This is a genomic window from Reyranella sp. (genome assembly GCF_004297405.1).
Classification (GTDB): Bacteria; Pseudomonadota; Alphaproteobacteria; order Reyranellales; family Reyranellaceae; genus Reyranella.
On the sequence record NZ_SCVC01000032.1, the window covers coordinates 98,104 to 117,605 of the forward strand.

The 19,502-nt window shown below is 64.1% G+C and carries 18 protein-coding genes and 1 tRNA gene; 15 read left to right on the forward strand and 4 right to left on the reverse strand.

Translation table 11 applies throughout. From position 1 onward, the window contains the following. Positions 1–110 precede the first annotated feature (110 nt). Positions 111–608, forward strand: a complete 498-nt coding sequence (locus EPO50_RS20505) for an ATP-binding protein (RefSeq protein WP_296346946.1) — start codon at positions 111–113, stop codon at positions 606–608. A gap of 3 nt (positions 609–611) precedes the next feature. Here EPO50_RS20505 and EPO50_RS20510 read toward each other — a convergent pair whose 3' ends face one another. Then, positions 612–995 carry a nuclear transport factor 2 family protein gene (locus EPO50_RS20510; RefSeq protein ID WP_296346947.1) on the reverse strand — a complete coding sequence of 128 codons (384 nt, stop codon included), beginning with the start codon at positions 993–995 and terminating at the stop codon, positions 612–614. A 74-nt stretch (positions 996–1,069) separates the two neighbouring features. Between EPO50_RS20510 and EPO50_RS20515 the strand changes: the two genes are divergently transcribed. Continuing rightward, positions 1,070–1,441: a helix-turn-helix domain-containing protein gene (locus tag EPO50_RS20515; protein WP_296346949.1), complete on the forward strand. Its 372-nt coding sequence runs from the start codon at positions 1,070–1,072 to the stop codon at positions 1,439–1,441. Here the strand turns inward: EPO50_RS20515 and EPO50_RS20520 are convergent. Together EPO50_RS20520 and pxpB are read right to left on the reverse strand one after the other, a co-directional pair. After that, a complete protein-coding gene (locus EPO50_RS20520; RefSeq protein ID WP_296346951.1) occupies positions 1,420–2,478 on the reverse strand; it encodes a biotin-dependent carboxyltransferase family protein in 1,059 nt (352 codons plus the stop codon). The genes EPO50_RS20515 and EPO50_RS20520 overlap by 22 nt on opposite strands. Continuing rightward, a complete protein-coding gene (gene pxpB, locus EPO50_RS20525; RefSeq protein WP_296346953.1) occupies positions 2,475–3,212 on the reverse strand; it encodes a 5-oxoprolinase subunit PxpB in 738 nt (245 codons plus the stop codon). Before pxpB ends, EPO50_RS20520 begins: the two co-directional genes overlap by 4 nt. Positions 3,213–3,250: 38 nt before the next feature. On the opposite strand from pxpB, the gene EPO50_RS20530 reads away from it, so the two are divergent. The 10 genes from EPO50_RS20530 (at position 3,251) to selB (ending at position 17,622) form a co-directional block, all read left to right on the forward strand. Next, positions 3,251–4,045, forward strand: coding sequence for a LamB/YcsF family protein (locus EPO50_RS20530; RefSeq protein WP_296346956.1), 795 nt, complete (start codon positions 3,251–3,253; stop codon positions 4,043–4,045). A gap of 75 nt (positions 4,046–4,120) precedes the next feature. Next, positions 4,121–6,418, forward strand: coding sequence for a xanthine dehydrogenase family protein molybdopterin-binding subunit (locus EPO50_RS20535; RefSeq protein WP_296346958.1), 2,298 nt, complete (start codon positions 4,121–4,123; stop codon positions 6,416–6,418). A 47-nt stretch (positions 6,419–6,465) separates the two neighbouring features. Continuing rightward, on the forward strand, positions 6,466–7,707 hold the full coding sequence (locus EPO50_RS20540; RefSeq protein ID WP_296346959.1) for a hypothetical protein: 1,242 nt from the start codon (positions 6,466–6,468) through the stop codon (positions 7,705–7,707). A gap of 189 nt (positions 7,708–7,896) precedes the next feature. After that, complete coding sequence (gene fdnG / locus EPO50_RS20545) at positions 7,897–10,989, forward strand: formate dehydrogenase-N subunit alpha (RefSeq protein ID WP_296346961.1); 3,093 nt, start codon at positions 7,897–7,899, stop codon at positions 10,987–10,989. Between the two features lie 17 nt (positions 10,990–11,006). Next, a complete protein-coding gene (fdxH, locus tag EPO50_RS20550; protein WP_296346963.1) occupies positions 11,007–11,909 on the forward strand; it encodes a formate dehydrogenase subunit beta in 903 nt (300 codons plus the stop codon). Then, positions 11,906–12,535: a formate dehydrogenase subunit gamma gene (locus EPO50_RS20555; RefSeq protein ID WP_296346965.1), complete on the forward strand. Its 630-nt coding sequence runs from the start codon at positions 11,906–11,908 to the stop codon at positions 12,533–12,535. Before fdxH ends, EPO50_RS20555 begins: the two co-directional genes overlap by 4 nt. Beyond that, positions 12,505–13,479, forward strand: a complete 975-nt coding sequence (fdhE, locus tag EPO50_RS20560) for a formate dehydrogenase accessory protein FdhE (protein WP_296346967.1) — start codon at positions 12,505–12,507, stop codon at positions 13,477–13,479. Before EPO50_RS20555 ends, fdhE begins: the two co-directional genes overlap by 31 nt. A 75-nt stretch (positions 13,480–13,554) precedes the next feature. Next, positions 13,555–14,940 (forward strand): L-seryl-tRNA(Sec) selenium transferase, encoded by a 1,386-nt coding sequence (gene selA, locus EPO50_RS20565; protein ID WP_296346968.1) that lies wholly within the window; start codon positions 13,555–13,557, stop codon positions 14,938–14,940. Then, positions 14,924–15,697 (forward strand): tetratricopeptide repeat protein, encoded by a 774-nt coding sequence (locus tag EPO50_RS20570; protein WP_296346969.1) that lies wholly within the window; start codon positions 14,924–14,926, stop codon positions 15,695–15,697. The genes selA and EPO50_RS20570 overlap by 17 nt, the downstream gene beginning before the upstream one ends. After that, positions 15,694–17,622, forward strand: coding sequence for a selenocysteine-specific translation elongation factor (selB, locus tag EPO50_RS20575; protein WP_296346971.1), 1,929 nt, complete (start codon positions 15,694–15,696; stop codon positions 17,620–17,622). Before EPO50_RS20570 ends, selB begins: the two co-directional genes overlap by 4 nt. Here selB and EPO50_RS20580 read toward each other — a convergent pair. Continuing rightward, positions 17,619–17,975: a VOC family protein gene (locus EPO50_RS20580; RefSeq protein WP_296346972.1), complete on the reverse strand. Its 357-nt coding sequence runs from the start codon at positions 17,973–17,975 to the stop codon at positions 17,619–17,621. The genes selB and EPO50_RS20580 overlap by 4 nt on opposite strands. Before the next feature lie 60 nt (positions 17,976–18,035). On the opposite strand from EPO50_RS20580, the gene EPO50_RS20585 reads away from it, so the two are divergent. From EPO50_RS20585 to EPO50_RS20595, 3 genes are all read left to right on the forward strand, one after another. Continuing rightward, positions 18,036–18,131: transfer RNA gene (locus EPO50_RS20585), tRNA-Sec, on the forward strand. Between the two features lie 195 nt (positions 18,132–18,326). Further along, on the forward strand, positions 18,327–18,926 hold the full coding sequence (locus EPO50_RS20590; RefSeq protein ID WP_296346974.1) for an NUDIX hydrolase: 600 nt from the start codon (positions 18,327–18,329) through the stop codon (positions 18,924–18,926). A gap of 218 nt (positions 18,927–19,144) precedes the next feature. After that, a complete protein-coding gene (locus EPO50_RS20595) occupies positions 19,145–19,480 on the forward strand; it encodes a hypothetical protein (RefSeq protein ID WP_296346976.1) in 336 nt (111 codons plus the stop codon). Positions 19,481–19,502 lie beyond the last annotated feature (22 nt).

Below are 19,502 nucleotides of genomic sequence, written 5' to 3' on the forward strand. Positions count from 1 at the left end.
GTTCCGATGTTCGTAGCAAACGGCACCGGTCGGTCGCTATGGTGAAAGGTGCTCTCGCGGGCCCGCCGGGTCGATGGACGAAACGCGCCGGCAAGACCTGGATATGACTAATGCCTGCTCAAGGACCAATCCTGCATATGATTTGCGGCAAGATCGCCGCCGGCAAATCCACGCTTGCCGCCAGGCTTGCCGACGCGCCGGCCACGGTGCTCGTGAGCGAGGACCATTGGCTGTCTCGCCTTTACGGCGAGGAGCTGAAGACCGTCGCCGATTATGCCCGCTATTCCGGCAGGCTGCGCAAGGCCATGAGCGGCCATATCGAGGCGCTGCTCAAGGCGGGCCTGTCGATCGTGCTCGACTTTCCTGCTAACACCGTCAGCAACAGAGAGTGGATGCGGACGATCTTCGAGGGCGCCGGCGCCGAGCATCGGCTTCATTTCCTCGATCTACCGGATGATGTCTGCAAAGCCCGGCTGCGGCAGCGAAATGCTGCCGGCACCCACGAGTTCACCGCAAGCGATGCCGAGTTCAACACGATCACGAGTTACTTCCAACCACCCACGGAACAGGAAGGGTTTACGACGATCGTCTATCGCGAGGACATTTGAGCATCAGCGAACGCGTGGCAGTCCGGCCCCCATCGCGTGGTCGATGACGTAGAGCCAGCGGCCATCCGATTGTCGGCGCACGAGTTCGGCGGAGCTGCCGGAGACAATGATGGTTCCCTTGTCATCGACAAGCTCCCAATCGGCACGCAGCAAGGCAAGATTACCCTGCACGACGCAGAAGTTGTTCCTCGACGTCATCGTGCCGGGCATCTGCAGCAGTTGCTGAAGTTCACCCGCAATGGCGTCGGTTCCGATCAGGTCTTTGTCGCTGCCATCGACCCGGAGCACCGCGTCGGACTCGTAGAAGGCAAGCAGCCTGCCTATGTTGCGGTCGTTGAAGGTACGCGCGAATGCTTCGTTCATCTGGCGTGGATCGGTGACGGTCATAATGATTTCCTCGCTGGTCGAGCCATGAGTAACCACGTCCGGTCGAAGCTAACCAAACGGGAAGGACTGCACGCATGGCGGCCAGCGCAGCGGTAAAGAGGACGCCTCTCGATCAGCCTGCACGGCGCCGACCCGCCGAGTGTCCGGTGGAGGCGTGGCTTGGCTTTCTCGGTCACCGATGGAACGCGCTCATCCTCTGGCATCTGCAGGGAGGCGCGAAGCGACATGGCGAGCTGGCGGCGCTCTTGCCCGGCATTGCGCCAAAGGTGCTGTCTGAGCGTTTGGATGGCCTGGAAGAGCGCGGCTTGATCCTGCGCTCGTCGATCGCGACTTTCCCTCGGGGCGTGACTTACGCCTTGTCACTCGCAGGCAAAGAGCTGGTCCGGATTCTCGATCAGCTCGAACTCTGGTCGCGCCAGAGTGGTCAGTCCGACAGCCGGTCGTAAACCACGCCGTCGATCAGATTCTCTTCGTAGAGCTTCACGAGGTCGATGCCGCCGGCCGGCCGGGCGACGACGAAGCCCGCGATGGCACGCTGTAGGCGCGCTTCCTGGTCGCGCCGCAGCTTCTCGGCTTCCTCGACAGCGACGGCAGCGAAATGGACTGCCTGCCCTGGCAGCAGACGGCCGAGCCGCGGCAGGTCGACCGAGGCCACGGTAGCGATCTTCGGGTAGCCGCCGACAGTCTGGCGGTCGGCCAGCAGCACGATCGGCAGGCCGGCGCCTGGCACCTGGATGGCGCCTGGGCCGATGCCATCGGAGATGATGTCGGCGCCGCCCTTGTCGACGGCGACGGCGTGCTCGATCACCGGACCCTCGAAGCGGATGCCCATGCGGTCCGCTTCCTTGGAGACGCGGTATTCGGCTTCGACGAACGTCCGCCGTCCGGCCTCGGAGAAGTAATCCTCCTGCGGCCCCCACACGATGCGGATCGGGCCGCTGCCGTAGTCGAACGCCTGTCCGAGCTTGCGCTCATCGCCGCCTGGCGCCGTTTCGCGCGCGAGCGGCAAGGCATCGCCGGCCGCGAGCTTGCGGCCTTCGAAGCCACCGATGCCGGCACGCGAATAGGTCGACAGGCTGCCCATGAAAGGCGGCAGCGCGAAGCCACCGGCCACCGTGAGATAGGCAGTGCTCGCCCCCTCGATCATGCCGACACGCAGGATCTGGCCGCGCTTCAGGAGATGGCTGCGATCGCTTTCCAGCGGCTTCGGTGGCGCGTCGGGGCCTTCGATCAGGGAGGGCGACAGAGGCCCGACGAGCGCCACGCGCACGCTGTCGACTTCGACCAGCAGGTCGGGGCCCATGACACCGATCTCCAACCCTGCCGTGGAGGCAGGATTGCCGGCCAGCGCATTGGCGAGCGTGAGCCCAATCCGGTCCATTGCGCCCGCCGTAGGCATGCCGAGCGCCATGAAGCCCATGCGGCCCAGGTCCTGCAAAGTGTCGAACAGGCCGGCGCGCACTACTTTAAGAGCGGCGGTCATTTGCTCTTCACCAAGGTCGACCAGTCGAAGGAGCCGGCTTCGACCTCGCGCGCGATGCGATCGTAGGTCTTGCGGTCGATGCGCTGGAAGGAGAGCGAATCGCCTGGGGCCAGGAAGACCGGCTGCTCGCGCCGCTGGTCGAACATCCAGAGCGGCGTACGGCCGATCAGATGCCAGCCGCCCGGGCTCTCGAAGGGATAGATGGTGGTCATGTCCATGGCGATGGCCACAGAGGAGCGCGGCACACGCACGCGCGGCTGCGACCGGCGCGGCAGGAAGAGGGAGGGATCGAGCCCGGCGACATAGGCGAGGCCGGGCATGAACCCCAGCACATAGACCTTGAAGGACGAAGCGAGGTGATCGGCGATCACTTGGTCGGTCGTCTTTTTGGTGCGCTCCGCCACCTCCTCGAGGTCGGGCGCGAATTCGGGATCGTCGTAACAACAGGGGACGGTGACCTGGCGGCTCTTCATGCCGGCCGGCAGGCCGCGCGCAACCAGCGCGTCGACCTGCGGCTGCAGTTCGGCGCGCGAGATTGCCATCGGATCGTAGGTCACCATGAGCGACCGCATGGTGGGCACCGTCTCGACGATGCCGGGGATTTCGCCGGCGTCCCGCGCCTGCACAATGGCGGTATGCAACGCCATCACACGTCCGTTGATCTCTGGGGAGATCTCGTTGCCGAATTCGACAGTGAAGGCGGTGTCACCGCAGGATAAGTACCGTACGCTCACATCTGCTAGGATAACGGCTTCGATCTGAGGAGTCTCCCATGGCCGCCACCAACGCCGGACACGTGAACATCAACTCCGACCTCGGCGAGAGCTTCGGTCCCTGGGTTATGGGCAACGACGTCGAGGTCCTGAAAATCGTTAAATCGGCCAACGTCGCCTGTGGCTTCCATGCCAGCGACCCCACTGTGATGATGGACACGGTGAAGCTCTGTGCGGCCAACGGCGTCTCGGTCGGTGCCCATCCCGGCTTCGCCGACCTGCAGGGGTTCGGGCGACGGGTGATCAACCTTTCGGCCAAGGAGCTGGAGGCCAACATCGCCTACCAGCTGGGTGCCCTGCAGGCGATCTCGGCGCTGCACGGCATGAAGGTCACGCACATCAAGCCGCACGGCATGATGGGCAACATGTCGGCAGAGAGCGCCGAGATGTCGGAGGCCATCGCCCGCGCCACCAAGGCGGTCGACCGTGATCTTATTTTCCTTGCCCAGGCGAATACCGAGCAGGGCAAGGCGGCTCGCAAGCATGGGCTGCGTGTCGCCGAGGAGGTCTTCGCCGACCGGACCTACACCGACGCGGGCTTCCTGACGCCGCGCAAGGAAGCCAATGCCATGATCAAGGACCCCGCCCAGGCGGTGGCCCATGTCCGTCGCATGGTCGACGAACAGGCGATCTACGCCACCTCCGGCAAGCGCATCCCCTGCCAGGTCGACTCGATCTGTGTGCATGGCGACGGCCCGACCGCCGTGACGGTCTCGAAGGCCGTCCGCGAAGGCCTGGAGGCCGCCGGCATCCGCATCGTGACCCTGCCGGAAATGCCCAGCCTGCGGCATTGATGCCGCGCTTGTCGGACGCAACCTCGCCGCTATAGTCCGCCCCGACCCAGGGGCGGAGAGCGACAGGAGCGGCGTATGGCGGTGTTCGGCAAGGCTCAGTACATCAAGCGTGTAGAAGACGACCGGCTTCTGACCGGCACCGGTGGTTTTACCGACAATCTCACCCGCCCGAACCAGGCCCATGTGGTGCTGGTCCGTTCTCCGCATGCCCATGCAAAAATCACCCGGATCGACACGGCGGAGGCCAAGAAGGCGCCGGGTGTGGTCGCCGTCTTCACATGGGATGACATGGCCAAGGAGGGGGCGGGCGATTTCTCCTTCCCCGCGATGTTCCCCAATGCCGATGGCAGCAAGCCCGAGATGACACCGCGCCGGTCGCTGGCGCACGAAGTCGTGCGCTATGTCGGCGAAGCGGTGGTGGCGATCGTGGCCGAAACCCACGGCCAGGCGCAGGACGCCGTCGAATTGGTCGAAGTCGACTACGATCCTCTGCCCTCGGTCTCGACCATCGAGGATGCGCTGAAGCCCGGCGCGCCGCAGGTGTGGCAGGGCGCCCCCGGCAATCTGGTCGGTTTCAACCGCTTCGGCGATTCGGCTAAGGCCGACGAAGCCTTCAAGGCGGCGGCGCACGTTATCTCGCTCGATATCATGCACCAGCGGCTGATCGTGAACGCGATGGAGCCGCGCGCCGTCATGGCGGAGTGGGAGGCCGACCGGCTGATCGTCCATATCGGCAGCCAGAATCCCTCGGTAACGCGCGACACGCTGGCCGATGTCATCCTCAAGATGCCGAAGGACAAGATCCGCGTGCTGGTCCGCGATATCGGCGGCGGCTTTGGCATGAAGGTCGGCATCCAGCCCGACGAGTCCGTCGCAGTGTGGGTGGCCAAGGTGCTGAAGCGCCCTGTGAAGTGGCGGGCCGAGCGCAGCGAGGAGTTTGCCGCCACCACCGCCGGCCGTGACCAGCTCCACAAGGCTTCGCTGGCCCTGGACAAGGATGGCCGCATCCTGGCGCTCCGCATGGAAGCCTTCGCCAACATCGGCGCCTATCCGGCGCGCGCCGGCGTGGTGATCCCGTTGTTCGTCGGCCCCAAGGTGACGACCGGCACCTACGACATTCCCGTCGTCGACCTGAAACTCAATGCCGTGATCACCAACTCGGCCACCATCGGCGCCTATCGCGGCGCTGGTCGCCCGGAGTGCATCCTGAACCTCGAGCGCCTGATGGACACGGCCGCACGGCAGATCGGCATGGATCCGGCTGAACTGCGGCGGCGCAACTTCGTGAAGCCCTCCCAGATGCCCTACACGACGGCGATGGGTGAGAAGTACGATTCCGGCGACTTCGACCTGTTCCTGACCAAGACCTTGGAGGCCTCCGACTGGAAGGGCTTCGAAGCGCGCAAGGCCGAGGCCGAGAAGCGCGGCAAGCTCTATGGCCGCGGGCTCGCCTCTTACGTCGAATGGACCTCGGCCAACGTCATGAACGAGATGGCGCATTACGAGGTCAAGGAAGACGGCAAGGTCACGATCTGGATGGGCACCCAGGGCATGGGGCAGGGACTGCAGACCAGCTTCACCCAACTCGCTTCGGAACTGCTGGGCATCGATCCGTCCAAGATCGAGATCGCCATGGGCGATTCCGATTGCGTCGGCGGTGTCGGCTCCATGGGCTCGCGCTCGGCCTATATTGGCGGCTCGGCCGTGCTGACGGGCAGCGAGAAGCTGGTCGACAAGGGCAAGGAGCTGGCGGCCGACGCGTTGGAGGCGGCCACGGCCGACATCGTCTATGCCGCGGGCCGCTTCACCATTGCCGGCACCGACCGCGCCATTGGCTTGGGTGATCTGGCAGCGCGCCAGCCCGACAAGCGCATCTTCATCGAGAACGTGAACACGGTCGACGGGATCGCCTGGCCGAACGGCGCGCATGTCGGTGAAGTCGAGATCGATCCCGATACTGGCCGGGTGGAGCTGAAGCGCTACACGACGGTCGACGACGTGGGCAAGCCGTTGCACCGCCCGATCGTCTTCGGTCAGATTCATGGCGGCTGCGCCCAGGGCATCGGTCAGGCGCTGCTCGAGGAGAACGTCTACGACCGTGAGACTGGTCAGCTCATCACCGGCTCGTTCATGGACTATGCCATGCCGCGCGCCGACACCTTCCCGACCTTCAACAACACGCTGGACGATACCGTGCCAGCCAAGACCAATCCAGTCGGCGCCAAGGGTGTCGGTGAGTCAGGGACAGTGGGTTCCACGCCCACGGTCATGAACGCGATCATGGATGCGCTGTGGCCGCTCGGCGTGCGCAGCATCGAGATGCCGGCAAGCCCGCATCGCGTCTGGCAGGCCATCCAGAACGCCAAGAAGTGACTGGCAAGACGTGACGGGGCAGTAATCTAGAAACCGACGGCAAGAGGATGAAGCAGCGTATCTTTGGTTGGATAACCACCCTCATCGGCATCGTCTTCGCGCTTGCCGTCCTCGAGGTCACGGCGATTGCATGGCTTTACGTCGAGGATGGTCGTTACACACCGGCGGCTGAGCTGTTCGAGCGCACGCAGAACACGTACGTGCGCGACGCCACCAAGGGTACGTCCTGCCGCTACGTCGATACGCTGTTTCCCCATCCCTATGTCGGGTTCGTCCATCACGCCAACCCGCCCTGCGGCCAGCCTTGGGTCAACAATGTCGGCCTCTACGGTCCGGACTATCCCACGGTCAAACCCACCGACCGCTATGTCGTGATGCTGACCGGCGGGTCGGTGGCTTCGCAGCTCGGGCAGAACGGAGAACCGCCGGCGCCGCGCTATCTCGAGCAGGAGCTCAACAACAAGTACGTCAGCCCCAACGGCAAACCGTTCATGGTGTTGAATGGCGGTGACGGCGCCTGGAAGGAGCCGCAGCCCTTCATCCTGTTCTCGCTCTATGCGTCGTCGGTCGATGCCGTGGCCGTGCTGGGTGGCTTCAACGAGCACTATTTCTTCTGGCCCGGCGCCGAGGAGCGGCTGGAGCGCCCGCTCAGCAACTTCATCGACGTCAATCCGTTCGTGGCCGACGAGAATTTCGGCGATGCGGCGATCGGCTGGGTGATGGGTCGCATTGCCGGATCGCTCGCCCTCAATCCGGTCCTCGGCCGTTCTCATGCCGCCTACATGGTCGTGCGCGGCATCGAGCAGGCGGCCAAGGGCAAGGACATCTTCAAGTCGAGCAAGAAAACGACGCTGAACAGCATCTTCCACATGCCCGACAATATTCGCGCCGACCCGCCAAAGGCCTTTGCTGTCCAGCTCGAGCTGTTTCAGAAGTACTGGCGGGCGACCGACGCCGTGGCGCGCGACAACGGCGTGAAGTCGGCCTTTTTCCTCCAGCCGGCGCCGGCCATCGACAAGGTGCTGACCGAGGAGGAGAAGCGGGTGGTTGGTGACCTCGGCTACCGCGATCTCTACCGACGGATGACGGCAGGCATGATGACGCTCCGCGAGCGTGGCCTGCCGATCTACAACCTGGCGGATGTGTTCGCCGACCAGAAAGGTACGATCTACGCCGACCATATCCATGTCGTGCGGGCGCCCGATGGCGAGAGCCTCGGCAACCGGTTGCTCGCCGCCCGGATAGCAGAGTTGCTTGCCGAGACTTGGGGGCTCCAGAAGAAGCCTTAGGAACTGGAGAAACCCTACGAACTATTGTGCAGTGCGAAGTCGGAGGGTCTTCCATCGGCTCGCCGAAATTTGACAATTGCAAACGTATTTTTATTGATTCCCTGGCACTGCAGCGTTTCACTATCCGGTACGGCGCATAACTAAAAGGCACTCAGTGCCAACAAGCGCCGATTAGGGATGGAGCTGCTCATGGCCGTCACACGTCGGCAATTCATGAAGGTGAGCGCTGCCGGCCTCGCCGCATCTTCGGTCGGTGCACTTGGTTTCACGGGAGCAGGTGAGGCGCTTGCCGCTGGCGTCCGGCCCTTCAAGCTGGAACGGGCGACCGAGACCCGCAATGCCTGTCCCTACTGCGCCGTTGCCTGCGGCGTCCTGATCTACACGATGGGCGACCGCTCGAAGAACGCGCGCTCGGAGATCATCCATATCGAAGGCGACCCGGACCATCCGGTGAATCGCGGCACGCTCTGTCCGCGCGGTGCAGCAGCGCTCGACTTTGTGCGCAGCCCCAACCGCCTCAAGTATCCCATGGTGCGCAAGCCGGGCTCCGACAAGTTCGAGCGCATCTCCTGGGATGTCGCGATGGATCGCGTCGCCAAGCTGGTGAAAGAGGATCGCGACAAGAACTTCATCGCCAAGAACCGCGACGGTGTCACGGTCAATCGCTGGCTGACGACCGGCTTCTTCGGCACTTCGTCGCAAAGCAACGAAGCGGGCTACCTCACCTACAAGCTGGTGCGGGCGACCGGGCTGCTGGGTTTGGAAGACCAAGCCCGAATATGACACGGACCGACGGTGGCCAGTCTTGGCCCCACATTCGGACGTGGCGCGATGACGAACTCCTGGAACGATATCAAGAACACTGATCTCGTTCTGGTCATGGGCGGCAACGCCGCCGAAGCCCATCCCTGCGGGTTCAAATGGGTGGTCGAAGCCAAGGCCAACAATGGCGCCAAGCTGATCGTGGTCGATCCGCGGTTCACGCGCACGGCGGCTGTAGCCGATGTCTATGCGCCGATCCGGCCGGGTACGGACATCGCGTTCCTCTCGGGCGTGATGCGCTACCTGCTGGGCAACAACAAGATCCAGCAGGAGTACACCAAGGCCTATACCAATGCCTCCTATCTCGTGAAGGCGGGCTACAAGTTCGAGGACGGGCTGTTCTCGGGCTTCGATGAAGGCCGCAAGGCCTATGTGGATCGTTCGGGCTGGGACTACGAGTTCGACGAGCAGGGAATGGCCAAGGTCGACGAGACCCTGCAGGACCCGCGTTGCGTCATCAACCTGCTGAAGGCCCATGTCGAGCGCTATACGCCCGAGATGGTCGAGCGCATCTGCGGTACGCCGAAGGACAAGTTCCTGAAGATCTGCGAGATGATCGGCACGACTTCGACACCCGATCGCACGATGACGTCGATGTATGCGCTGGGCTGGACGCAGCACACGACCGGCGCCCAGAACATCCGCTCTATGGCCATGATCCAGCTCCTGCTGGGCAACATGGGCATGCCGGGCGGCGGTGTGAACGCGCTGCGCGGGCACTCCAACGTGCAGGGCATCACCGACCTCGCCCTGCTTTCGACCTCGACGCCGGGCTATCTCGTGCTGCCGACGGAGAAGGAAACGACCTTCGCCGATTACATGAAGTCGCGTGCCTTCAAGCCGATCCGGCCGGGGCAGACGAGCTTCTGGCAGAACTACGGCAAGTTCTTCGTCAGCCAGCAGAAGAGTTTCTTCGGCGCGGCCGCGACCAAGGACAATGATTGGGCCTACGACTATCTGCCCAAGTTCGACACGGGCTACGACACGCTGAAGATCGTCGACTTGATGGCAGCGGGTCAGATGACCGGCCTGTTCTGCCAGGGCCTGAACCTGATGATGGCCGCGCCGGACAAGACCAAGGTGCAGGCAGGTCTCTCCAAGCTCAAATGGCTGGTCGTCATCGATCCGCTCGAGACCGAGACGGCGCGTTTCTGGGAGAACCACGGCGAATACAACAACGTCGATCCAAAGGCGATCCAGACCGAGGTCATCGTCCTGCCGACGACGACCTTCGCCGAAGACGAAGGCAGCGCCACCAATTCCAGCCGCGTGATCATGTGGCACTGGAAGGCGGCGGAAGGCCCAGGTGAGGTACGCAGCGACATCGAGATCATGTCCGATCTCTTCCATCGCCTGAAGACAGCCTATGCCAAGGACGGTGGGGCGTTTCCCGATCCGATCCTGAACCTCACCTGGAACTACTCCAACCCGCGTAACCCTGATCCAGCGGAGGTATTGAAGGAGATCAACGGCTACGCCGTCGAGGATGTGCCCGATCCGGCCGATCCCTCGAAGCTGCTATTGCGTGCCGGCCAGCTCCTGCCGAACTTCGGCGTCATGCGCGATGACGGCAAGACGGCGAGCGGCTGCTGGATCTACACCGGCGTCTATACCGAGGCCGGCAACATGTCGATGCGCCGCGACGCGAGCGATCCGACCGGCAGGGGCGTGTTCTCCAACTGGGGCTTCGCCTGGCCGGCCAATCGCCGCGTTCTCTACAATCGCGCCTCGGCTGATCCCAATGGCAAGCCGTGGAGCGAGCGCAAGAAGTACGTATGGTGGAACGGCTCGCGCTGGACGGGACCCGACGTGCCCGACTACGCGCCCACCGTAGCGCCAGACAAGGCGGTCGGTCCGTTCATCATGAACCCCGAAGGCACCGCCCGCCTGTTTGCGCGGACGGCCCTGCCGGACGGCCCGTTCCCTGAGCATTACGAGCCGATGGACGCCTACATCGCCAATCCGCTGCATCCCAAGGTGACGACCAATCCGGTCGTCCGGGTGTTTGCGGCTGACGCGAAGGCGTTCGGCAAACCCGACAAGTTCCCGATCGTGGCGACCAGCTACCGTCTCACCGAACACTTCCACTATTGGACCAAGAACGCGCATACCAACGCGGTCCTGCAGCCAGAGCTGTTCGTCGAGATGGGCGAGCGGCTGGCTAAGGCGAAGGGGGTCAAGGACGGCGACTGGGTCGAGGTCACGAGCCAGCGCGGTTCGATCAAGGCTAAGGCCTGCGTGACCAAACGGCTGCGGCCGATCATGGTCGACGGCAAGCCCTGCGACGTGCTGGGCATACCGATCCACTACGGCTTCGTCGGTCTCACCCGCAAGGCACACCCGATGAACGTGCTGACGCCGCCGGTCGGTGACGCCAGCGTCCAGACGCCGGAATACAAGGCGTTCCTGGTCGACGTGAAGAAAACCACGCCACCGGCGCAGTCGCCGGCGGTTGCCTAGGCGGAGGAGGGCAGAAAATGGCTACCATGCAATCCCTCGACATCCGCCGCCGCTCCGCTTCGACCGAAGCGCCGCCGCAGGTCCGTCAGTCGGCAATCCAGGTCGCCAAGCTGATCGATGTCAGCAAGTGTATCGGCTGCAAGGCCTGCCAGGCCGCGTGCCTGGAGTGGAACGATCTCAAGGCGCCGATCGGTTACACCGACGGCACCTACGACAATCCGACCGATCTGACACCGACCTCATGGACCGTGATGCGCTTCACGGAGTACGAGCGCGGTGACGACCTCGAGTGGCTGATCCGCAAGGATGGCTGCATGCATTGCGATGATCCGGGTTGCCTCAAAGCCTGCCCGGCGCCCGGTGCGATCGTGCAATACACGAACGGCATCGTCGATTTCGTGTCGGAGAACTGCATCGGTTGCGGTTATTGCGTGAAGGGTTGCCCCTTCAACGTACCGCGCATCTCCAAGGTCGATCGCAAGGCCTACAAGTGCACCCTCTGCGTCGACCGTGTCTCGGTCGGCCAGGCGCCGGCCTGCGCCAAGGTCTGCCCGACACAGGCGATTTACTTCGGCTCCAAGGAGGACATGATCGTCCATGCCGAGCATCGTATCGCCGACCTGAAGTCGCGCGGCTTCCAGAAGTCGGGCCTTTACAATCCGCCGGGCGTCGGTGGCACGCACGTCATGTACGTGTTGCACCACGCTGATCAGCCGTCACTCTATGCCGGTTTGCCCGATGATCCCCGGATCAGCCCAATGGTCGGGTTCTGGAAGGGAGTCATGAAGCCGCTGTCGCTCGCCGCAATCGCTTTCGCCGGCGTCTTCGGTTTCCTGCACTACATCACCAAGGGACCGAACGAAGTCTCCGACACCGATGAACGCAAGGCCGACGAGATGGCCAAAGGCAAGGGTGCATGAGCGAGGACAAGAACGTCGTCGCGCGTTATACGACGGCCGCCCGCATCAACCACTGGATCACCGCTGTATCGTTGATCCTGCTGGCGTTGAGCGGGATGGCGCTGTTCCATCCGTCGCTGTTCTTCCTCACCAACCTGTTTGGCGGCGGGCAGGCGACTCGCGCTATCCATCCCTGGATCGGCGTGGTGCTGGCGATCAGCTTCCTCGGCCTGTTCTTTCGCTTCTTCACGCTCAACTTTTGGAAGCGTGAAGATACGGTCTGGATGAAGAACCTCGGCAAGGTGATTAACAACAACGAAGAGGGACTCCCCGAACTCGGCAAGTACAATGCCGGCCAGAAGCTCGTCTTCTGGGGCCAGAGCATCCTGATCCTGCTGCTGTTCGGCAGCGGGATCGTGCTCTGGGATGTCTATTTCGAGGACTACACGACGATTGACCAGAAGCGGCTGGCGGCGGTGGTCCATGCGCTGTGCGCCATCGGCGCCATCCTGATCTGGATCGTCCATGTCTATGCGGCGATTTGGGTGAAGGGTACACTGCGCGCCATGACACGAGGTTCGGTGACGCGCGGCTGGAGCTGGAAGCATCATCGCAAGTGGTTCCGCCAGGAGGTCAAGAAGTCCTGAGTAAACCTCCGCGTACCCCTACGACGGCCTTCGGTGAAAGCACGCTGGGCGACATCGCCCAGAGCGATCCTGTTCGCCTGCCAGATCTCACTACGGTTTTTGTCCGACGTGCCGAGCGGCTTGCGGTGTTGGCCGAAGGGCATGAACTCGAAGGCTTCCTGCGCATGGTCGCCGCGCTCGTTACTGCCCAGGAGGCGGCGCTTCACGATCTGCCGCCGGGCTCTCTGCCGGGGGCAGCCGAGATCGCCAAGGCGAAACTGGTTGGCCGTGCACCGCTCGATCCAACGCTCTGGACCCGTGATGCGAGCTGGCGCGTCGCCCTCTCGCACATCCTCGCGGGCATTGATCGCGCGCTGTTGCCGGAAGCCGCCGAAGCGGCGCGGCGAGCCCTCGAAGGTGCCTCGGAAGCCGATCTCGAAGTGTTGGCCGGACGGTTCCTCGATGGCAGCGTGCGGCCACAGGAGGCCGCACAGGCGGTGTTCGTCGCGGCTGCCTTGCAAGTGGCCTGGACGCGTATGGCTGCACTGCTCGACGTGGCCGATCTCGGCGACGCCGAAGGCGACAGCGGCGCCTGTCCGGCCTGCGGCTCGCCTCCCGTGGCAGGAATGATCTCGCCGGGCGGCACCAAGTTTGGACACCGCCATCTGCATTGCTCGCTCTGCGCAACGGCCTGGCGTTATGTCCGCGTGCGCTGCGTCCATTGCGGCTCTACGGACAAGATTTCCTTCCGCAATCTTGCTGGAACGAGCTTCCTCCGGGCGGAATGCTGCGAGACCTGCCAAGGCTACTCGAAGGTCTTTTATCTGGAGAGTGCAAAGGCTCTGGAGCCGTTGGCCGACGATCTCGGTTCGCTCGGTCTCGACGTTCTGGTGGGTGAAGAGGGATTCGCCCGCGTGCCCAACCCCTTCGTACTGGGCGTGATGGACACGACCGACGCCGATTGATCGGCTGCTCTAGCTAGGTCATCTTCGGCGATGTCGGACGTCCGGTCCGGCCAAGCCAGACCAAGGAAGAATACCGTGTCGCGTGCCGACCGCGCCGAAGGCGCTCCCGAGAATCGTCCTCCATCGATTGACCGTATGGCTGGTTGGCCTGCCCTTGCGTCGCTGATCGAGCGAGCAGGCCGTCCCCTGGTGATCGAAGCGTTGCGCGCTTGGGTGGAGGCCGAACGCGGCACGCCTGATGTCGCTGATGAGATCGCCTGCGCGCGCTGGTGTGCGGCCCGCCTTGCCGGCCTGGTGCAGTCTTCGCAGCGTCGGGTGTTCAACCTCACGGGCACGGTGCTGCATACCAATCTTGGCCGCGCGGTGCTCGCCGAGGAGGCGATCGCGGCAGCGGTCGAGGCGATGCGTTCGCCGACCACTCTGGAATACGACCTTGGCGGCGGTGCGCGCGGCGAGCGCGACCAGCACATCGCGCCCTGGCTCTGTCGGCTCACCGGCGCGGAGGCGGCGACCGCGGTGAACAACAACGCGGCCGCGGTGCTGCTGGCACTGGGCGCCCTGGCCGCCGGTCGTGAGGTCATCGTCTCGCGCGGCGAGCTGATCGAGATTGGCGGAGCTTTTCGTATTCCCGACATCATGGCGCATGCCGGGTGCCGCCTCGTCGAGGTCGGGACGACCAACCGCACGCATCTGAAGGATTACGCGGCGGCGATCGGTCCGGACACGGCCGCTATCATGAAGGTTCACCCGTCGAATTATGCGATCCAGGGCTTCACCAAGTCGGTCGCTGCGGCGGAGCTGGTGCCGCTGGCGCGCGAAAAGGGCCTGTCGCTGATCGAGGATCTCGGCAGCGGCACCTTGGCCGATCTCGAAACCTGGGGCCTGCCGCATGAGCCCACGGCCCGCGAGGCGATCGAGGCTGGCGTCGATGTCGTCACTTTCTCCGGCGACAAGCTGTTGGGTGGACCGCAGGCAGGGCTGTTGGTTGGCCGACGCCCTCTCATCGAACGCATCGCACGGCATCCGCTGAAGCGCGCGTTGCGTCTCGACAAGGTACGGCTGGCGGCCCTTGAGGCGACGCTCCGGCTCTACGCCGATCCGACGCGGCTCGTCGAACGCTTGCCGACCATCCGTGCGCTGGCGCGTTCTGCCGACGAGATCAGGGCGCAGGCCGAGCGCCTGCTGCCCGCCTTCGCGCGTGCGCTCGCAGGTTTGCAGACTTCAATCGAAGAGGTGCGCGGGCAGATCGGCTCCGGCGCACTGCCCGTCGACTTGCTGCCATCGTTTGCGCTCGCCGTCCGCGGCAAGGGCCTCGACAAGATTGCCAATGCCTTTCGGGCGCTGCCCATCCCGGTGATCGGTCGCATCGCCGACGGCACGCTCTTCTTCGATCTGCGCACTTTGGACGATGAAGCAGCTTTTGCCGCGCAACTGGACACGTTCGATGGCGTGGCTGGCTAAACTCCTCGATCGCGCGCCGCCGCAGGAACGCCAGATGACCGATGCGCTCGCCGCTTGGAAGAGCGGTGACTATGGCATGGCGCTCGATCTCTGGGCGCCACTGGCACAGGCAGGTCATGCGCGCGCCCAAAGCAACATGGGCGCGGCCTTCCTCGAAGGCCGTGGTGTCGAACGCGATCCGGCCAAGGCGGCGGCGTGGCTGCGTCTCGCCGCCGAACAGGGTGACGTCGGCGGCCAGCGCAACCTGGCGCTTTGCTACTACGAAGGCTGGGGTGTGCCGCAGGATCAGGTCGAGGCGGCCGCTTGGTACGAGAAAGCGGCCCGGCAGGACGATGCGGATGCGCAGGACATGCTGTCCTGGATGAAGCTGCTGGGCGGTGGCTGTCCTCAGGACTATCTCGGCGCTCGCCATTGGGCGGAAAGAGCCGCGGCCCATGGACGGGCTGCCGCGATGGCGCGTCTGGGCGACATTCACCACAACGCGCTGGGCGTCGAGCGCGATGCGGATGCCGCAGCGCGCTGGTGGGGCGACGCGGCTCGGCTGGGCCATGCCGAAGCACAGGCGATGCTGGGGGCGGCCTATCTCGCCGGCAAAGGCGTACCGCGCGATGTCGTGGAAGCCTTGCACTGGCTGCTGCGCGCAGAAGCCGGAGGTGCAGGGGAGTTGGCGGTGGGCTTCCTGCGGGAGGCGCGGAGCCACGCCCGTCCGGCACAACGTACCGAAGCCGAACGCCGCGCCGCGGAGAAGCTGCCATGATCGTCGGGACTGCAGGCCATATCGATCACGGCAAGACGGCGCTGGTGAAGGCGTTGACCGGCGTGGATGCCGATCGCCTCAAGGAAGAGAAGGCGCGCGGCATCACCATCGATCTCGGCTACGCCTACAGCGATCTCGGCGGCGGCCATCAACTCGGCTTCGTCGACGTGCCGGGCCACGAGCGCTTCGTGCACAACATGCTGGCCGGTGCCACTGGTATCGATGCTGCCTTGCTGGTCGTGTCCGCGGTCGAAGGTATCAAGCCGCAGACTGTCGAACATCTGCAGATCGTCGACCTGCTCGGCCTCGATCGCGGCATCGTCGCCCTCACCAAGGCCGATCTCGCCGACGACGATCAGATCCTCGACCGTATGGCCGAGGTCGAGACATTGCTGTCATCGACGTCGCTGGCTGGCGCAGAGATCATCCCGGTTTCGGCGCTGACGGGGCAGGGCGTCGACGAACTGAAGGCAAAGCTCCTGGCCTTGGGCGAAAGCGGCAAGGGCGCCTCGGGCTTTGCGCGCCTGGCCGTCGATCGCTGCTTCGTGCTCTCGGGCGCGGGTGTCGTGGTGACGGGCACCGTCCATGCCGGCGAGATCAAGGTCGACGACCGCTTGCTGCTGACACCGTCGGGATTGGAGGCGCGCGTGCGCTCGCTGCATGCGCAGAACCGGCCTGCCGAGATCGGCCGGGCCGGCGAACGCTGCGCCCTCAACCTCACGGGTGCGCGGCTGTCCAAGGAGGCGATCCGGCGCGGTGACTGGGTGGTGAGCCCCGACCTGCATGCGCCGACCGATCGAATCGACGTGCGGCTCAGCCTGCTGGCTTCGGAGGCGCATCCGCTGAAGCATTGGTCGCCGGTCCATGTCCATATGGGTGCCGCCCATGTCATGGGGCGTGTTGCTCTGCTCGAAGGCGACAAGCTCGCGCCAGCCGATACGTCGCTTGCGCAGCTCGTTCTTGAGGAGAAGGTGGGCGCGCTGGCTGGCGATCGCGTGATTCTGAGAGATCCCTCGGCCACGCGCACGATTGCCGGTGCGATGGTGATCGATCCTTTCGGCCCACCGCGCAACCGGCGTGCCGAGCGTCGTCTGGCCCAGCTTGGCGCTCTTGCCGAAGCCGATGGCGAAGCGCTTGCCCGGCTGCTGCGACTGGATACCGGCCATGTCGACCTCGCGCGCTTCGGCCAGTCGCGCAACCTGCGTCCAGCCGAGGTCGAGAAGCTGCTGCAGGCCGCCGAAGGTGTTGGCCTCGCGGGCTTCGGCTTTCTAGCCACGACGCTGGCCCAGGCCCGACAGGATATCGTCGACACGTTGAAAGCCTTTCACGAAAGCAAGCCCGATGCGCCGGGCCTTCAGGCGGAGCGCTTGCGTGTCGGCCTGAAACAGCGTTGGCCAGCCCCGGTTTTTCAGGCTCTGCTCGACCAGGAAGTTCGCGCCAAGACGGTCGTGGTCGATGGTCCCTTCCTGCGGCTACCCGGCCACTCGCTGGTCCTGGGTGTGCGCGACGAGGCGCTTTGGAAAAAGATCTCGGCTGAGATGACGCGCGATCGCTTCAAGCCGCCTCGCGTGCGCGATTTCGCCCAGGCCTATGGGGCGTCGGAACCGGATGTCCGAAAGCTGCTGCAGCGACTGGGCAAGCTCGGCCGGGTCGTCGAACTGGCGCCGGATCATTATTTCCTGCGGCCGACCGTGGCCGAGATGATCGGCATCGCAGCCGCCTTCGACCATGACTTCACCGCCGCGGAGTTTCGCGACAAGCTCGACAACGGCCGCAAGGTCGCGATCCAGATTCTCGAATTCTTCGACCGCCAGGGCATCACTGTCCGCCGTGGCGATCTCAGGCGCACTGTGCCGCAGAAGCTCGGTCGCTACGGGCCAGTGACGACAGCTCCAGCGACGACGGCCCCAGAGACGACTGCTTAGGTCTGCGGCTTCAGCACGGGGCCACTGAGGCTGGCCTTGGCGCCGTCGGGCCCGGTGAACAGCGACAGGAGAAACCCGTGCTCCTCGTGCGGCTCGGCGCCGATGTCGATGCCGTGCGCGGCGAGCTCGGCCCGTTTGGCAGCAAGGTCAGGCACGCGCAGGCCGGGCTGCCAGGTGCCGGCGGGATTGGCGGGGGAGGCGGGCTGCAGCGCCAATCGCGTCGTGCCGGTATCGAATTCCGCCCATTCAGGCGTCTGGAACTTGAGCTTCAAGCCGACAGTGTCGCGCCAGAAGGCGACCGCGGCGGCAAGATCGGACACGTTGGCAATGACGTACTTCAGTTCGATGGACATAAACACACTTCCTTCGGTCGACGCGTGACAGTCCGCATATTATGGGGAATTATCGGTCTTGGAGGAGAATCGCTCCCGGTGGGGCGGCTGGCCTTCAAAGCCAGAGAGGGCCGTTAGCCGGTCCTGGGTGGGTTCGACTCCCGCTCTCTTCCGCCAATTCTCATACGAAGTCGTCCAGACAACGACGTGTTGGCATTGAGACGGCGAAATGCCGCCGCTAGGTCCTTGCGCGCGACCAAGGCCGATACGCGATCCTGAAGCTTTTGATGGACCCGTTCCAAATGCCGCGAGGACGTTGCGTTGATTGCTGCCTTCAGCCTTCGCTCGTGCGAAGAGGGGGTTACGAAGGAGATGCAATTGATCGAGCGAAGAGGTCCTTGGAGCGTCGCGTCGAAGCGCGAGGTGTATGACAACCGATGGATAAAGGTCACACATCACGAGGTCACCACCCCTTCGGGCACGCCCGGCATCTATGGAACGGTCCAGTACAAGAACCTGGCGCTTGGGGTGCTGCCGATCGACCGTGAGGGGAACACTTACCTGGTTGGCCAATACCGGTTCGCTCTCCAGGAATACAGTTGGGAAATTCCCGAAGGTGGTGGCTCGCTCGATGGCGATCCTCTGCAATCGATTGCACGCGAACTTCGGGAAGAAACCGGCCTTCGGGCTGAGCGCTGGCACAAGCTGTTGGAGTGCGATCTCTCCAATTCGGTGTCCGATGAACGTGCGATGGTGTTCCTGGCCTGGGACCTGTCTCAAGGCGAGGCCTCGCCGGAGCCCTCGGAAGAACTGGTGGTCCGCAAGGTGCCGCTGAAGCAGGTGTTTCAGATGGCCGAGGCGGGAGAGATCAGAGACGCAATCAGTCTGCTTGCGCTGCAGGCAGTGGAGCGGCTGCTGTTGAAGGGAAAACTTCCAGGGCTTCTCGGGCCGAAAGCCTCTGATTGGATTTGACGCGCAGTGCGTCAGTAGGAGCCCCCATGGCGCCATCGTACGACGCCGGCAGGATAACTTTGGGCGTAGGTGGGGGCTGCCCGCCATTCATCGGTCATGGGGATGGAGCAGCGCGCGTTAGGTGCTTGAGCTGGCTTGGGTGGACCGCGTAAAATCGGCTTGTGGCCGACGCTGTCCGGCGGCCTTGTTGCCTTATCCGTGCAGGAGCCGAGCCCGCGATGCGTGCCCTGATTGCCATTATGTTGCTATCGCTCGCCGGCTGCGGGGCGTACCCGAATTATTCGGATCCGCGCCTCGCCACCAAGATCAACGACCAGTATGCCCTTCGGGACGCGTGCCTGGCGAAGAACGCCGCGTCCAGCCTCAACAGCAGTTCGAGCGCGTCCGAGATCGCGCGCACGATAACGCTGACCTGCCAACCCGAAACCGATATGCTGATCGCGCTCAGCAATCCGAACAACGACCCGAGGATCAGTGCGGCGATCGAGCGGGATACCCAGTTTCGTGCGACGGGCTTCGTATTGAGGGCGCGAAACGCCGGCACGACGGACTAGCTCTCCGAGCATCCCGGTGGCG

What these genes read in the sequence shown, in the direction of transcription:
- EPO50_RS20505 (WP_296346946.1), top strand. Translation starts at nt 111, where the DNA reads ATGCCTGCTCAAGGACCAATCCTGCATATGATTTGCGGCAAGATCGCC.
- EPO50_RS20510 (WP_296346947.1), bottom strand. Translation starts at nt 995, where the DNA reads ATGACCGTCACCGATCCACGCCAGATGAACGAAGCATTCGCGCGTACC.
- EPO50_RS20515 (WP_296346949.1), top strand. Translation starts at nt 1,070, where the DNA reads ATGGCGGCCAGCGCAGCGGTAAAGAGGACGCCTCTCGATCAGCCTGCA.
- EPO50_RS20520 (WP_296346951.1), bottom strand. Translation starts at nt 2,478, where the DNA reads ATGACCGCCGCTCTTAAAGTAGTGCGCGCCGGCCTGTTCGACACTTTG.
- EPO50_RS20530 (WP_296346956.1), top strand. Translation starts at nt 3,251, where the DNA reads ATGGCCGCCACCAACGCCGGACACGTGAACATCAACTCCGACCTCGGC.
- EPO50_RS20535 (WP_296346958.1), top strand. Translation starts at nt 4,121, where the DNA reads ATGGCGGTGTTCGGCAAGGCTCAGTACATCAAGCGTGTAGAAGACGAC.
- EPO50_RS20540 (WP_296346959.1), top strand. Translation starts at nt 6,466, where the DNA reads ATGAAGCAGCGTATCTTTGGTTGGATAACCACCCTCATCGGCATCGTC.
- fdxH (WP_296346963.1), top strand. Translation starts at nt 11,007, where the DNA reads ATGGCTACCATGCAATCCCTCGACATCCGCCGCCGCTCCGCTTCGACC.
- EPO50_RS20555 (WP_296346965.1), top strand. Translation starts at nt 11,906, where the DNA reads ATGAGCGAGGACAAGAACGTCGTCGCGCGTTATACGACGGCCGCCCGC.
- EPO50_RS20570 (WP_296346969.1), top strand. Translation starts at nt 14,924, where the DNA reads ATGGCGTGGCTGGCTAAACTCCTCGATCGCGCGCCGCCGCAGGAACGC.
- selB (WP_296346971.1), top strand. Translation starts at nt 15,694, where the DNA reads ATGATCGTCGGGACTGCAGGCCATATCGATCACGGCAAGACGGCGCTG.
- EPO50_RS20580 (WP_296346972.1), bottom strand. Translation starts at nt 17,975, where the DNA reads ATGTCCATCGAACTGAAGTACGTCATTGCCAACGTGTCCGATCTTGCC.
- EPO50_RS20590 (WP_296346974.1), top strand. Translation starts at nt 18,327, where the DNA reads ATGCAATTGATCGAGCGAAGAGGTCCTTGGAGCGTCGCGTCGAAGCGC.
- EPO50_RS20595 (WP_296346976.1), top strand. Translation starts at nt 19,145, where the DNA reads ATGCGTGCCCTGATTGCCATTATGTTGCTATCGCTCGCCGGCTGCGGG.